At 39.8% G+C, this 14,714-nt stretch carries 10 protein-coding genes; 5 read left to right on the top strand and 5 right to left on the bottom strand.

Features of this window, described 5'->3' with window-relative positions; all coding sequences use genetic code 11:
* Positions 1 to 452 precede the first annotated feature (452 nt).
* The 5 genes from KCTC52924_RS03440 to KCTC52924_RS03420 all read left to right on the top strand — a co-directional run bounded on the left by KCTC52924_RS03440 (position 453) and on the right by KCTC52924_RS03420 (position 9,445).
* Positions 453 to 2,204 carry a DUF4886 domain-containing protein gene (locus tag KCTC52924_RS03440; RefSeq protein WP_251808823.1) on the top strand — a complete coding sequence of 584 codons (1,752 nt, stop codon included), beginning with the start codon at positions 453 to 455 and terminating at the stop codon, positions 2,202 to 2,204.
* A gap of 285 nt (positions 2,205 to 2,489) precedes the next feature.
* A complete protein-coding gene (locus KCTC52924_RS03435; protein WP_251808824.1) occupies positions 2,490 to 4,229 on the top strand; it encodes a DUF4886 domain-containing protein in 1,740 nt (579 codons plus the stop codon).
* Between the two features lie 345 nt (positions 4,230 to 4,574).
* Entirely contained in the window at positions 4,575 to 6,179 is a 1,605-nt protein-coding gene (locus KCTC52924_RS03430; protein WP_251808825.1) for a sulfatase, read from the top strand.
* Positions 6,180 to 6,230: 51 nt separating this feature from the next.
* Positions 6,231 to 8,699: a TonB-dependent receptor domain-containing protein gene (locus KCTC52924_RS03425; RefSeq protein ID WP_251808826.1), complete on the top strand. Its 2,469-nt coding sequence runs from the start codon at positions 6,231 to 6,233 to the stop codon at positions 8,697 to 8,699.
* Positions 8,700 to 9,004: 305 nt separating this feature from the next.
* Entirely contained in the window at positions 9,005 to 9,445 is a 441-nt protein-coding gene (locus KCTC52924_RS03420) for a universal stress protein (RefSeq protein WP_251808827.1), read from the top strand.
* Between the two features lie 447 nt (positions 9,446 to 9,892).
* On the opposite strand, the gene KCTC52924_RS03415 is transcribed toward KCTC52924_RS03420, so the two are convergent.
* The 5 genes from KCTC52924_RS03415 to KCTC52924_RS03395 all read right to left on the bottom strand — a co-directional run bounded on the left by KCTC52924_RS03415 (position 9,893) and on the right by KCTC52924_RS03395 (position 14,710).
* A complete protein-coding gene (locus KCTC52924_RS03415) occupies positions 9,893 to 11,407 on the bottom strand; it encodes a catalase (RefSeq protein WP_251808828.1) in 1,515 nt (504 codons plus the stop codon).
* Between the two features lie 146 nt (positions 11,408 to 11,553).
* Complete coding sequence (locus KCTC52924_RS03410; protein WP_251808829.1) at positions 11,554 to 12,549, bottom strand: type I glyceraldehyde-3-phosphate dehydrogenase; 996 nt, start codon at positions 12,547 to 12,549, stop codon at positions 11,554 to 11,556.
* 123 nt (positions 12,550 to 12,672) lie between these two features.
* Complete coding sequence (locus KCTC52924_RS03405) at positions 12,673 to 13,437, bottom strand: nucleoside deaminase (RefSeq protein ID WP_251808830.1); 765 nt, start codon at positions 13,435 to 13,437, stop codon at positions 12,673 to 12,675.
* A gap of 86 nt (positions 13,438 to 13,523) precedes the next feature.
* Positions 13,524 to 14,231, bottom strand: a complete 708-nt coding sequence (locus tag KCTC52924_RS03400; RefSeq protein WP_251808831.1) for an SDR family oxidoreductase — start codon at positions 14,229 to 14,231, stop codon at positions 13,524 to 13,526.
* Positions 14,232 to 14,254: 23 nt separating this feature from the next.
* Positions 14,255 to 14,710: a carboxymuconolactone decarboxylase family protein gene (locus KCTC52924_RS03395; protein ID WP_251808832.1), complete on the bottom strand. Its 456-nt coding sequence runs from the start codon at positions 14,708 to 14,710 to the stop codon at positions 14,255 to 14,257.
* Positions 14,711 to 14,714: the final 4 nt, after the last annotated feature.

The following is a 14,714-nucleotide window of genomic DNA, read 5'->3' as shown; positions in this document are numbered from 1 at the left end:
GAAAATTAAAGCTACTTTTTTGCGCACTAAGTGAGATTTGAATGCTCTTACGATTGCCTGCCCGTTCCGTTCAGGCGGGCGTCGAAATTTTGTCAGTAGTTTTTGCCGTATGCCTCATGGGATTGCCCTGAGGTATGTGACTTATTAACTTGTTTTCGTTTAGTTAGAAAGTGGCTGTATAGGAAACAAATAGGAGGAAATTGAAAATTCATTTACTAGGTTTTAAGTCCTTAAAACTGATTTTCATCTTCGTACTGTCTTTTCAGATGGGCAGCTACGGCCATTCTTTAGCGTAATTGAAGCTAAAAAAGATGGTTTGAATGTTATTTTTCTTATAGGCTACATGGATTTTGAGTGTTTTCCTGAGGAATTTAAGTGTAATCGGGAAGGAGCATTTTATATCGCCGTTGAAACAGCAGCGGACAACTCTAAATAAATTAAATTAAGTTACTATGAGTAAATTATTCAGAAAAAGTAAAGGTGTATTAAAGGGGGTGATGGTTGTTTTTTTATCCCTTATCCTCTTCTCTTGCGATAGCGATGATGCTGATCAACCTATAGAGCAATCTGTAGAACAATCTGTTGAGGTCAGTGTAGAATCCACGACGCTGAATATTGGAGAAAAAGTAACAGTAACACCTACTTTTACTCCCAATATTAAGCCCACAAAAACATATAAATGGACAATAAGTAACACTGAGGTAGTAGAAATAACGGTGAATGAGGATTATTCGGCTGTTATTTCGGCTATTAAAAAAGGGACTGCCAATATTACTTTTTCATCTTCAGATGGAAAGTTAACGACAAGTTTCGATATTACGGTAGAAGGAGATGTGGATGATGGTGTCTTAAAAGTTTTGGCTATTGGGAACAGTTTTTCTGCGGATGCTGTAGAAAACTACCTTTACGAACTTGCCTCAGCTGAAAATGTTGCCATAGTAATCGGAAACGTATATAAAGGGGGTACTTCTCTTGGGCATCATTGGGAAAATGCCCAAAACAACACTGCTGCGTACGATTATAGAAAAATTGGGGAAGACGGTAGCAAGACCAATACTCCTAACACTACTATTGAAACAGCAATAAAGGATGAAAACTGGGATTATATTAGTTTTCAGCAGGTAAGCGGTAATTCTGGGCAATATGAAACTTTTGTAACTCCATTACCGGCTTTGATTAAATATGTTAAGGACCGTAGCACTAATGCTGATGCTCAGTATATACTTCATCAAACTTGGGCATATTCACAAAATTCCACTCATGCGAATTTTCCCAACTATGAAAGCGACCAAGTAGTTATGTATGAAGCCATAGTGGATGCAGTGCGAAAGGCTAAGGTAGACTTTGGATTAGATTTGGTTATACCAGCAGGTACAGCTATTCAAAATGGGCGAAATACTTTTATCGGTGATAATTTTAACCGAGATGGATATCATCTTAGTTATGGTATAGGAAGGTATACAGCTGCCTGTACATGGTTTGAAGCCCTTACCTCGATCAGCGTTGTGGGGAATTCTTTTAAACCAGATGGATTTTCGGAACTAGAAACTGAGGCTGCACAACATTCCGCGCATGCTGCGGTGCTTAATCCGGATAAAGTGACGCTACTTGCTGATTATGAGCAAATTAATCCACAATCATTGGAAGCTGATGTGTTAATAAACTTTGGGCTCAAGTTTGCTCCGAAATGGAATACTTTGGAGAGTCGTATGGAAGGTGGTAGTATTACCAATTTAAAAGATATAGATGATAACTTTACCAATGTATCTATTGCGGTAACTGAAAGATTTAGTGCGGTAAATTTAAATGGAGAAAGCGCTACCACTACGGATTTTAATATGCCAGCTGATATCTCTAGTGATTCCTTTTACGGTAATAGTCAGGGGGTTTGGAGAGAGTTGGAAATCAGGCAAGGTCAGGTTACACTTTCTGGTTTAGTTCAGGATACAACCTATAATTTATGCTTCTTTGGTTCTAGAGCTAAAGTTAGCGACAATCGGGAAACTAAATATATTGTTGTTGGAAAGACCACAGAAACTGTAAACTTACAAACGGCGAATAATACCGCAGAAATAGTATGCGCCAATAATATTAAGCCTGATGAGAATGGTAAAATTACCATAACCGTTACGGCTGGTGATACTAATGACAATTCATATGGATTCTTTTATTTAAATGCCATGAGACTCTCCCCGGGAGAATAAATTTTAAATGCTAAAAAAAAGCCAGACTGAAATTTCTTTTGAAAATTCAGTCTGGCTTTACTATTTTGGCCAAAATAACTTTATGATGAAAATTGGATGCGATAAGAATCCATTAAGAAAAACGGTCTGAATTTTGATAGCTGTTTTCTACTACACAACTCTTTAAAGTACGAGGGTGAGGTAGAAATTAGGACAGAAAGACAATCTTAACGGAAACTGTTCAAAATCATATGACTCCATTATGAAAGTTGGCAGTAAGGACATCTTAAAATAAATTAGATAATTATGAGTAGATTAATTCGGTATTGTAAAGGGGTTTCGAAGGCATTGATGGTTGTTTTTTTATCCTCAACCCTTATGTTCTGTGGTAGCCTTAAGGTAGTTCAACCTAAAGAGCAATCTGTTGAGGTTCGTATAGAATCTACAACGCTGAACATTGGCGGAGATTTAACGGTAAAACCTACTTTTACGCCCAATATTAAGCCCACAAGAACATATGATTGGACTATAAGCAACCCAGAGGTCGTTGAAATAAAGATCAATGAGGATTATTCTGCGATTATTTCGGCTATTAAAAAAGGGACTTCCAATATTACTTTTTCTTCTTCAGATGGAGAGCTTACAACAAGTTTCGACATAACAGTTAAAGGAGATGTGGATGATGGTGTCTTAAAAGTTTTAGCCATTGGGAATAGTTTTTCTATGGATGCCGTAGAGAACTACCTTTATGAACTCGCCTCAGCTGAAGATGTTGCCATTGTAATTGGAAACGTATACAAAGGGGGAGCTTCTCTTGAGCAACATTGGAAAAATGCTCAAGACAACGTAGCTGCTTATGAATACAGGAAAATTGCGGAAGACGGTAGCAAATCCAATACCCCTGAAACTACTATTGAAACTGCAGTTACGGATGAAAACTGGGATTACATCACTTTTCAGCAGGTGAGCGGCAATTCGGGGAAATATGAAACTTTTATAACCCCATTACCAGCTTTGGTTGAATATGTTAAGGAACGTAGTACTAATACCGAGGTTCAATATATACTTCATCAAACTTGGGCTTATTCAAAAAATTCTACTCACGCAAACTTTCCCAACTACGGAAGGGATCAAATAGTTATGTATGAAGCCATAGTAGATGCAGTGCGAAAGGCGCAGCTAGACTTTGGTATGGATTACCTTATACCAGCAGGTACAGCTATTCAAAATGGGCGTAATACTTTAATTGGCGATAATTATACCCGGGATGGATATCATCTCAGTCTTGGAATAGGGAGATATACTGCTGCCTGTACTTGGTTTGAAGCCCTTACCTCAATTAGTGTAGTGGGGAATACTTTTAAACCAGACGGACTTTCTGATTTAGAAGCTGAAATTGCACAGCACTCTGCTCATGCTGCGGTGCTAAATCCGGACAAGGTGACCCTATTTTCTAATTATGCGGTAGGTAATATAGAACCGTTGAAAGCTGATGTTTTGATAAACTTTGGAAATAAAATTGCTCCGAAATGGAATACTTTGGGCAACCATCTCGAAGGAGCTTCCATTTTTAATTTAAAAGATGAAAATGATGATTTCACGAATATATCGCTGACCGTAACTCAAAGATTTAGTACAATAAATAAAAATGGAGAACAAGATACCACTTCGGACTTTGACATGATTGCTGATATCTCTACCGAATCCTTTTACGGTAATAGTCAGAAGGCTTGGGGAGAGTTAGAAATCAAGCAAGCTCAGGTTACTCTTGCTGGTCTTGATCTGGATACCACCTATAATTTATGCTTCTTTGGTTCTAGAGCTGGGGTTGAAGACAATCGAGAAACTAAATATATTGTCTCCGGTGAGAATACAAAAACGGTAGGCGTACAAACAGCAAATAATAAAGGGGAAACAGCTTGTGCTACTAAAATTAAACCCGATGTTAATGGAAACATTGCCGTAACCGTTACGGCTGGAGAGAATAATAACAATGCCTACGGGTTCTATTATTTAGGAGCCATGAGACTCTCCCCAGGAGAATAAATTTTTTAAATACTAAAAAAAAAGCCAGACGGGAATTTCTTTTGAAAAATCGGTCTGGCTTTACTATTTGAGACAATGTGTCTTTATTGTGGAATTAATAAAGACTCGCAAGCTCCCTTGAGATCTAGGGTCCAACAAATAAAAGCATTACTTTATGTTGTCGCAAAAATCATTCTCCTGGTCTAACTAAAAATAAATAAGTTACTTTTATTCGATATAGAAGAAGATCCGAACGGGACGAACCATTTGGCGGATAATTAGGGAAAGGATAAGTATCTGGGACCCTTATATTTTTCCATGTAAACCGTAGTCCAATAGTTTTATGAAAACAATCAACCAAAACAAATGAGAAAAACACTTAACTTCCTAATGATGATGGCGATGGTAGCCATATCTTTCGCACAGAATAAGGGAATAGACTCAAAAAGACCCAATATTGTGTTTATTATGAGCGACGATCATGCCTACCAAGCAATAAGCGCTTATGGTCATAAGTTGAACAACACCCCCAATATCGATAGAATAGCAAAAAACGGAGCTATATTTTCCAATTCTTTCGTTACCAACTCTATATGTGCGCCTAGTAGGGCGGCAATGCTTACAGGGAAGCATAGTTTTGTAAATGGAAAGGTAGATAATGTTCAGGAATTTAATTGGTCGCAGGAGACCTTTCCCAAACTATTACAGCAGAATGGGTATCAAACGGCGTTAATTGGAAAGATTCACTTGGATGGGTTGCCCCAAGGCTTTGATTATTCCGCGGTTCTTCCTGGACAGGGCCATTATTACAACCCCGATTTTATTATCAACGGAGAGAAGCAACAACTAGCGGGATATGTTACTGAAATAACGACCGAACTTACTTTGGAATGGTTGGCCAATAGAGACCAAGACAAACCTTTTTGTGTGCTTTATCATCAAAAAGCGCCCCATAGGGAATGGCTTCCAGCAAAAAAATATTATTCGGAGTATACCAAAATGAAGTTTAAAGAACCAGTGTCACTCTTTGATGATTATAGTAACCGAGGAACTGCCGCAAAGAAGGCTGAGATGAATATTCTACATCATATGAACTGGGCGGGTGATTCTAAAATTTATCCTGAGGTTATGGAGCAATTGGGAATAACCGAAACTTCAAACTGGGGAATTAAGGCTTTAAAAAATAATCTAGGACGAATGGACGCTGCGCAAAGAGCTTCATGGGATTCTATTTACGGACCTATCAATGAACATTTCAAAACGATATACCCCACCATGTCCCCTGAAGAATTGATGCATTGGCGGTATCAACGCTATATGCAGGATTATTTAGGAAGTATTGCTTCTGTAGATGAGGGAGTAGGGCAGGTGTTGGATTTCTTAAAAGAAAATGGACTTGACGAAAATACCATTGTTGTCTATACCTCGGACCAAGGTTTTTATTTGGGAGAACACGGTTGGTTTGATAAGCGATTTATGTACGAAGAATCGCTTAGGACACCTTTGTTAATATCTTATCCCAAAGAAATAAAACCAGGAACTGATATTGACGGAATGGTACAAAACATTGATTATGCTCCAACGCTTTTGGAGTATGCCGGCGTTAAAATTCCTAAAAAAATGCAGGGGGAATCTTTTCGTAAACTACTAAACAATGAAAAGACGGAGTGGCGTGATGCTATTTATTACACCTATTATGAATATCCTTCTATACACATGGTAAAACGCCATTATGGAGTACGTACAGATCGATATAAGTTGATACACTTTTATTATGATATTGATGAATGGGAACTATATGATTTGGAAAGTGATCCCAATGAATTGAGAAACGTTTATAATGATCCGGGATATGCTAAGATTAGGGATATGATGCACAGAAGAGTAAAAGAAATGCGAAAAAAATATGGTGATTCCGATAAAAATGACCAACGTTTTTTAAAAGAATATTTGGAAAAAATAAACAAATAAATCACTTGTTAACCGTAATTTGGACGTTTATTAATCGATGTCCTATTTCTAATGAAAATACCGATTCTATTTGTTTTTACAATTATCTGCTTCACCCATTTGGCATCCGCACAGATCAGCGGAAAATTAGTAGATGGGGACTATCCCTTGGAGTATGCCACCGCAGCCCTATTCGATCAGGGAAACGACGAATTGGTTATGGGAGTCATTACCGATATCAATGGTGTTTTTATCATCCCCGATGTAAAAAAGGGGACCTATTATCTAGAGGCCTCCTTTATCGGGTTTCAGCCCGAGATCGTTCGCGATATCCAAGTGCAGAACAGGAACTCTTCAGTTCATCTGGGGACCATCTCACTTTTTATTGGAGAAAACCAATTGAACGAAGTGATTGTAAAGGGAGAGCGGGCCACCGTGGTAAATAAAATAGATCGGCAGGTATTCGATGCCACAAAATTCCAGAACGCCCAAGGTGGGAGTGCTACCGATATTATAAGGAACATTCCCTCTGTTACTGTAGACGGACTGGGAGAAATTAGCGTACGTGGCAGTAAGGGATTTGTTGTGCTGCTAAACGGCAACCCGGTACAAGGCAATGCATCGGCACTGTTGAACCAGCTTCCAGCCAACGCCATAGAACGTGTGGAGGTCATAACGGCACCTTCCGCCAAGTACGATCCCGAAGGCAAGGCTGGTATCCTCAACATCATCACCAGAAAGGGGGCCGCCGATGGTGCTTTTGCTCAGATCAATGTAAAGGGTGGTTTGCCATCCATAGAAAAATATGACAATGCCGTTATACACCAGCGCTATGGCATTGACGGTACGTATAATATGATTAAAGGAGATTGGAACATTTCTCTTGGCGGTAACTACCAGCGCAACGATCTTGGGGGTAGGCGCGAGGGCGATGTCTTTACCATTATCAACGATACCCTCACCCAGTTTCCCTCCAATGGGGAACGCAGTTTTGATGAGGTTAACTACAGCGGAAGGTTCACAGTAGATTTTACGCCCGATTCGCGAAATGCCTATTCTTTGGGTTTTTATGCCGGAAAGCGACAAAAGGATCGTTTGGCGGACATCACCTATTTTGATAACCACCAAATCACCCCTGCACAAGACGGGGAACGTTTAAGCACTTTTCAATATTATAACCATAACCTACGTATCAGAAGAAGTGATTTTGTTTTGAGTAGTTTTGATTATGGGCATACTTTTAAAAACGATTCTAAACTTTCCACCTCATTTTTATATGAATATACCATGTTGGGAGGGCCCACGGTAAACGATAACCTTGGTCATCCAGATAACAACATTATTTATCAGCAGGAATACAATACCAACGACAATCCGTTGAACGGAATCCGATTACAAGTGGACTATGCCTGGAAACCTTTTTCTTTCGGACAATTAGAAACCGGGTACCAATACCGGAAGCTGGACCATAAAGGAGATTTTGTCTATGATAGAAAGAACAATGACACAGGCGAATTTGAACTGATATCCGATTTTTCAAGCGAAGTAGACCTTGTGAGGGACCTCCATTCCGCCTATATTCAGTTTACAGGCAATAAGGATAAATGGGACTATGCCGCCGGCGTCCGTGTAGAGGGTATGGACCGTATCTTTGACCTGCGCGACAAGCTGGGCACGGTAGACACAACCTATACCTATGATTACATTAAACCCTTTCCCTCGGCTTCAGTGCAATATACTTTTGAGAACAATACGAAACTTAAGGCCGCCTACAGTAAACGCGTAGAACGCAGCACCACCTTTATGATGAACCCATTTCCAGAAAGGGAGCATTCGGAGACCTTAGAGCAGGGAGATCCTACCCTCCGTCCAGAATTCATCGATCTTTTTGAGCTGGGCGTGACAAAGAATTTTGGGGACGGGAATTCTGTTTATGCAACGGCATACTACAGGGATGTTAAGAATCTGGTCAACCGGGTCAATACCATTTATAACGATACCATCCTCAACCGGATCTACTCCAATGTTGGGGACAGCCGTTCAGTGGGACTAGAACTTGGTGCGCAACTGAAACCGACCAAGAATTGGTCGAACTTTATAGGAGCGAATCTTTATAGGTATGCCATTGATGGGGAATATGACGGAAGGAGCGTTGATAGTGATGCTTTTATCTATTCTATCAATGCGAACAGCACGGTAGATTTTTCGGATACCGCCTCCGCGCAGTTTACTTTTAACTATATTTCTGCACGGAATACAGCACAGGGAGAAGATTCCCGGTTCTATTCGCCCAGCTTGTCCCTACGGAAGACTTTTCTAGACAGTCGACTTGTGGCTACCTTACAGTGGCAGAACATAGATATGGGACTGTTGGATAGTAATGAACAACGTATTACCACTTTTAGGAAGAACGAGTTCTATACCACAACCAATTACGTGTATGAGGTAGATGTTGTATTCCTAAATTTGTCGTATACTTTTAATAAAAATAAGAATAAATCAAAGTTCATCGAAAGCGAGTTCGGGAAGCAGGAGTTTTAATTTTATGTGCTATAAAACCTTTATTTGGATGCCTTCTAAAGCCATGTTCACTATTGAATATTCCATTGATAGATATAAAACAGGTATGCATGGTTATTGTAAAGTTAGTGTTTTTGGAATCTTCTCTATCAATGTAGGTTTCAAATGTTCTGAACTTACTTTTTGCGTTAGAGATCATTGAATTTTGGGTATTCTCAGGGAAGTCTACAAATTGTCTAACCAAGGAACCATCTGTAAATTCTAAAGGCAATTTCAGAAAGATGTGTTTTTTTGCTTACATTGGGTTTCTATAAATTTTATTTTTCATGAAGAACATACTTGTTGCAGTAGATAAACCAATAAACGCAAATTTATTAATAACTCAAGCGGTGAAACTTGCCAAATTCACAGATGCAAAAATCTGGATAATACAGGTTGCGGCTGCCAATCCGACGGATTTATTGAGTCGTGAGGCGGGGCCTCAGTTTATTTATGATAAAAGAACTGAAGACAATAAAAATGCAGCTGTCATTATTAAACAATTGGCTAAGGATATTGAGGAAAAACACAATATTTCAGCTGAAGGTTTTTTAATTGAAGGTTCGGTTATTAAATCTATTAAAAAAATTGTGGAAGAGCATGATATTGATCTCGTTGTGGCGGGCCATAAAAAGAAAAATTTAATCTATGAACTGTTTACCGATAATAAGAAAAAAGATTTAATTGATGAACTAAAAATTCCCTTATTGGCCATTCCACTGGATTAATTTCCCAATGGATTTACCACGGGAATAGTTCATAAATACCTGTGAAACGCATTTTTTTGTTGTCGTGATATGGCAACATAAAGACTACCAATTAATGAGATGGCAAAAGGGGGGATTGCCTATAGGCAATCTATTTATGGTTTGAAGTGCGATTATTTTATATAGGATGATAATCCTAATAGTTGGTTTTTATAAAGCAAGCTTTCCTCATCAAATTTAATCACAGATCCTCCAATGGGATAGTGCTGTTTTTCCATTTTATTGTTTTTGAGCTTTACTACTTGATGCCCGTCTTTTACTAATTCAAAACATTGATGTTGGTAGCCATAATAATGGCCACTAACATCAATGTTTTTATTGTTCAGTATCTATACATTACCATAAGAATACAATTCACTTTTATTAATTGCAATGGTCTGTCTAATACTTCATCATTTTTCAGAGAACCTACCCTTTGCTCGGTCTCGGTGCCCATCTATCATAGGGAGTCATGTCGAAGCTATTTACTTCATCCATCGTTAAGCCTAGCGCTTTTGCTACACCTTCTCCATATTCCGGGTCTGCTTTATAGCAGTTTCTGATATGACGGATCTGAATAAATTTATCTGCACCACCTACTTGAGCTGCTGTATTGTTAAATAATAACGCTGCTTTACCATCCGCTTTTATGATGCGGAACAAATCGCCTGGCTGCGTGAAGTAATCTTCATCATCATCCCTGAAATTATGTGCATAAGCGCTACCATCCAATTCTAATGGTGGTTCTTGTGCCTCGGGTTGTTCCTGCCATTCGCCATAGCTGTTTGGCTCGTAATGCTTGGCAGCACCATAGTTTCCGTCTACACGCATGGCCCCATCCCTGTGGTAAGCATGATAGGGACAAGTAGGTTTGTTAACCGGAATTTGATAGTGATTTACGCCAAGTCTATAACGTTGTGCATCTCCATAAGAAAACAATCTTCCCTGAAGCATTTTATCCGGAGAGAACCCAATTCCGGGAACAATATTCGTAGGGTTAAATGCAGCTTGTTCTACATCTTGGAAATAGTTTTCCGGGTTTCTATTCAACTCAAATTCGCCAACAGGAATAAGCGGAAAATCTTTTTTAGACCAAACTTTGGTCAAGTCGAAAGGATGAAAGCGGTACGTTTTTGCTTGCTCTTCTGTCATGACCTGAATAAACATTTTCCATTTCGGGAAATCTTCCCTTTCAATGGCGTCAAAAAGGTCTCTTTGGGATGATTCCCTATCCATGCCAACTACTTTCATGGCCTCTTCATCTGATAGGTTTTCGATTCCCTGTTGCGTAACAAAATGGAATTTCACCCAGTGTCTTATGTTTTCTTTATTGATGAAGCTATAGGTGTGACTTCCAAAGCCGTGCATATTTCTGAAGCCTTTAGGAATCCCGCGATCACTCATAGTTATGGTGACCTGGTGCAAAGATTCAGGGAGCAGTGTCCAGAAATCCCAGTTGTTATTGGCGCTTCTTAAATTGGTTTTTGGATCTCGTTTTACGGCATGGTTCAAGTCGGGGAACTTCATCGGATCACGAAAGAAAAATACTGGAGTATTGTTTCCTACCAGATCCCAGATCCCTTCCTCAGTATAAAACTTCAGTGCAAAACCTCTGATATCTCTTTCGGCATCCGCAGCACCTCTTTCTCCGGCAACAGTAGAAAACCGGCTAAACATTTCAGTTTTTTTTCCAACTTCACTGAAAATATTGGCCTTGGTGTATGGAGTGATGTCGTGTGTCACAGTAAAAGTACCAAAAGCACCTGAGCCTTTTGCGTGCATTCGCCTTTCTGGAATCACCTCTCGGTCAAAATTTGCCATTTTTTCAAGGAACCAAGCATCCTGCATCAGCATAGGTCCACGTGGGCCTGCTGTTTGCACATTCTGATTATCTGGAACCGGGGCCCCGGTCTGTCTTGTAAGTTTGGAATTTTTCTCCTCCATTTCTTTTCGTTTTAAAAATTAATTAATCAGTGAATGAAGTTACAATATTTCCTATACTTATTAAAGTACTTTGATAAGTATTAAACGTCAGTAAAACAGCTGTTAAGCTACTTTGGTAGGCTAAAAGTAGTTCTAACCATAGAATCTTAGGATTCCTTTAATTGGAGAATTTGCCGGATCATTTGATTGGTGAACCCCCATTCATTGTCGTACCACGTCATTACTTTTAACAGGTCGCCATCAACCACTCTGGTCATACTCAGATCAACGGTAGAAGCAAATGGATTCTTTATTATATCCGAGGAGACTATGGGATCTGTGGTAACTGCAAGAACCTTGGCATAACGGTCTGTATTTGCCTCCTCCACAAAAATAGCATTTACCCCTTCTACCGTAACCGGTATTTGGGTGACAAAGGTTAAGTCCGATATAGATCCCACTGGGATGGGAGTTCGTATGGCGACCCCGTCAAACTTGCCCGCTAAGCGTGGTAGCGCTTTGGTAGTGGCAATGGCAGCTCCTGTCGTAGTAGGTACTAGGTTGGCCGCGCCCGCCCTCCCCATGCGAAAATTCTTTTTAGAAGGGCCGTCCACTATACTTTGTGATGCCGTATAGGCATGTACTGTAGTCATAATAGCTTTCTTTATGCCTATCCTACGGTCCAAAATTTCAACAACCGGACTTATATTATTGGTAGTGCAACTGGCGCAAGAAAAAATAGAAACCTTTCCTTCGGCCGAATTGACTCCATGAACTACAGTGGGGGTATCCTCACTTTTTGTAGGAGCCGAAATAATAACGGTTTTGGCGCCCGCCTTAATATGTTTTTCTGCGTCTTCACGTAAAGTAAATAATCCAGTACTTTCTATGACCAAATCGATACCATTTTCTTTCCATGGCAATTCTTCGGGATTTTTAATAATCGTATAGTGGATCCGAGTTCCATCTATGATAAGGGTATGCCCTTCATGGGAAACTTCCTTTTCATAAATACCGTAAACCGTATCGTATTTTATAAGATACACAAGGTTTTCTATTGGGATGATATCGTTCACCGATATTATTTCTAGGCCATCCGTGTCTAAAATTAATTTTAAGGCTGCTCTTCCGATGCGCCCCATGCCGTTAATAGCTATTTTCATGTGTAGATATTTATTGATTTTTAACACTCATATGCGAGCTTGCCTGACGACAGTCAGGTTCGCATATCTTCATTCGTATTTGCGACCAGATTTCGGTCATGCTCATTTCATAGGTTGTAAATTTTAATTTAGTTTAAAATAATCATTGGACAATTCTTTGCATTCCTGCTCTAAAATATTACCGATGATTATTGGGGGCTTTCCCCAGGCTAAAAAATTTGTTGTTAGCATTACCTTTAAATCTGATGTAATGCCACCTTGATCTCCTTCGGTCCCATAAATTACGGTCCGCAATCTATAATGCCGAATTACGTAGGAGCACATAATGCAAGGTTCATGAGTGGTGTAGAGATCACAATCCTCCAGTTTTTCTGACCCTGTGTTTTTCAGGGCATCTTTAATGGCCTCTATTTCGGCATGTTTGGTAACATCATTAGAGGATTTCCCCGCTTCGGATGCCTTGCCGATTACCCTATTGTTCTGTACTACTAGAGCTCCTACGGGAAAATTTTCGTTTGCCATTGCAGTTTTAGCAAGCGCTATACACTGTTTCATGTATTTAATATGGATGCTCTCTGTCTTACTTTGTGGCTGTTCCTCAATAGGAGTATAATGCAAATTTGACTTGCCGCCACAAGTGGGGCATTCTTTAATGTCTCCTTGCTTTAGGCGTATGCCGTCTATATACTTTACCATGAATTTTTGAATCTTCATATAATTGTATTGATGATTGTTCACGTCGATCTGTTTGTCCTTGAACAATTGGCGTATTTTGTGATCGTATTCCTGATAGCCCCAACAAACCGGGCAGGTTCCTTCCGGAGACGTGTCTTCCGTTTCCTCTTTGGGCTTTTTAAAAAAATGCACTATATTTTCTATGAGGTCCATAACATTGGTTTTATAGCGTTACCAAAATTGTTGCGATCGCTTATCCGCTTATTCTTCTTCAATGGAAGTGTAGATGTCTCCAAAAACTATCGTTTCGGTATAAGCGGCCGCAACGTTATTTCATCGATTAGCAAATTATCGGGGGTCTCTAAAATTTGGACCAGTAAATCGGCCAAATCCGCTGGGTGGATCATATTATTATTTTGTTCTATTCCTGAATCTAAGAAGAAATCGGTGGCTATAGACCCTGGATTCACGCAGCTGACCTTTATTTTATCTGATCGCAATTCTCGGAAGAGAGATTCACTAAAACCTTGTATCCCGTATTTTGTTAGGCAGTAGGCCGCCCCCTCAGACCTTGCCGTTTTCCCGAGAATAGATCCCATATTTATGATATGGCAGGTGTCTCTATTGCGTTTCATAAAGGGAACTATCTGAGAAGTAATGTAATAAAGTCCGTTTAGGTTGGTGTTGATCATACTATGCCATTGTTCCAGCGAAAGCTTGTCTATTTTGGCAAAATAACCTGTCCCTGCGTTGTTGATGAGGATGTCTGGGGAATGTTGGTCTGTGAAAGTGTTCGCTACCCATGCATAAATAGCTTTTTGGTCCGTAATGTCTATAGGCACGGGAATAAAATATTCACCACATTTTGCTTGTAGTGATAGTAAATCGTCCTTGCTTCGTGCCAGTCCATACACCGTGGCACCTTTGGTCGTCAAAACAGCGGAAATAGCAGCTCCAACACCCCGACTAGCGCCAGTTATAATAGCTATTTTCGAAATGATTTCCATGTTATACGTGGAGGTTTATTTTTTTAAGGTTGATACGTTCCTGGGGCAGTTCGAAACCCAATGGCCAATCGGTTCCATCCATTGATGGCGATTATTCCCATCGTAAGGGCAACCAGTTCCATTTCATTAAAATGTTCGCATACAGAGTCATACAGTTCATCCGAAACCTCATTTTCAGGGATTAGGGTTAAAGCCTCTGTCCAGTTCAGGGCTGCCCTTTCACGGCCAGTATAAAAAGGAGTTTCCTTCCAAGCTGATAGGGCATAGATTCTTTGCTCGGTTTCCCCGGCCTTACGAGCATCCTTGCTGTGCATATCTATACAGTAAGCACAACCATTTACTTGGGAAGCCCTAATTTTTATCAGTTCATAAAGTGGACGTTCCAAATTGGAATCTGCCACATATTTTTCCAGTTCCATCATCCCCTTAAGAGCCTCAGTTGCTTTTGCCTGATAGTTTATGCGTTGGACATATGCCATATCG

This window comes from Arenibacter antarcticus, assembly GCF_041320605.1.
GTDB lineage: Bacteria > Bacteroidota > Bacteroidia > Flavobacteriales > Flavobacteriaceae > Arenibacter > Arenibacter antarcticus.
Note: the sequence above shows the minus strand (reverse complement) of the source record. Positions and strands in the feature narration are given on the sequence as shown.

Coding starts and splice junctions, on each gene's coding strand:
- KCTC52924_RS03425 (WP_251808826.1), top strand. CDS start 6,231: ATGAAAATACCGATTCTATTTGTTTTTACAATTATCTGCTTCACCCAT.
- KCTC52924_RS03430 (WP_251808825.1), top strand. CDS start 4,575: ATGAGAAAAACACTTAACTTCCTAATGATGATGGCGATGGTAGCCATA.
- KCTC52924_RS03395 (WP_251808832.1), bottom strand. CDS start 14,710: ATGGCATATGTCCAACGCATAAACTATCAGGCAAAAGCAACTGAGGCT.
- KCTC52924_RS03435 (WP_251808824.1), top strand. CDS start 2,490: ATGAGTAGATTAATTCGGTATTGTAAAGGGGTTTCGAAGGCATTGATG.
- KCTC52924_RS03405 (WP_251808830.1), bottom strand. CDS start 13,437: ATGGACCTCATAGAAAATATAGTGCATTTTTTTAAAAAGCCCAAAGAG.
- KCTC52924_RS03410 (WP_251808829.1), bottom strand. CDS start 12,549: ATGAAAATAGCTATTAACGGCATGGGGCGCATCGGAAGAGCAGCCTTA.
- KCTC52924_RS03415 (WP_251808828.1), bottom strand. CDS start 11,407: ATGGAGGAGAAAAATTCCAAACTTACAAGACAGACCGGGGCCCCGGTT.
- KCTC52924_RS03400 (WP_251808831.1), bottom strand. CDS start 14,231: ATGGAAATCATTTCGAAAATAGCTATTATAACTGGCGCTAGTCGGGGT.
- KCTC52924_RS03440 (WP_251808823.1), top strand. CDS start 453: ATGAGTAAATTATTCAGAAAAAGTAAAGGTGTATTAAAGGGGGTGATG.
- KCTC52924_RS03420 (WP_251808827.1), top strand. CDS start 9,005: ATGAAGAACATACTTGTTGCAGTAGATAAACCAATAAACGCAAATTTA.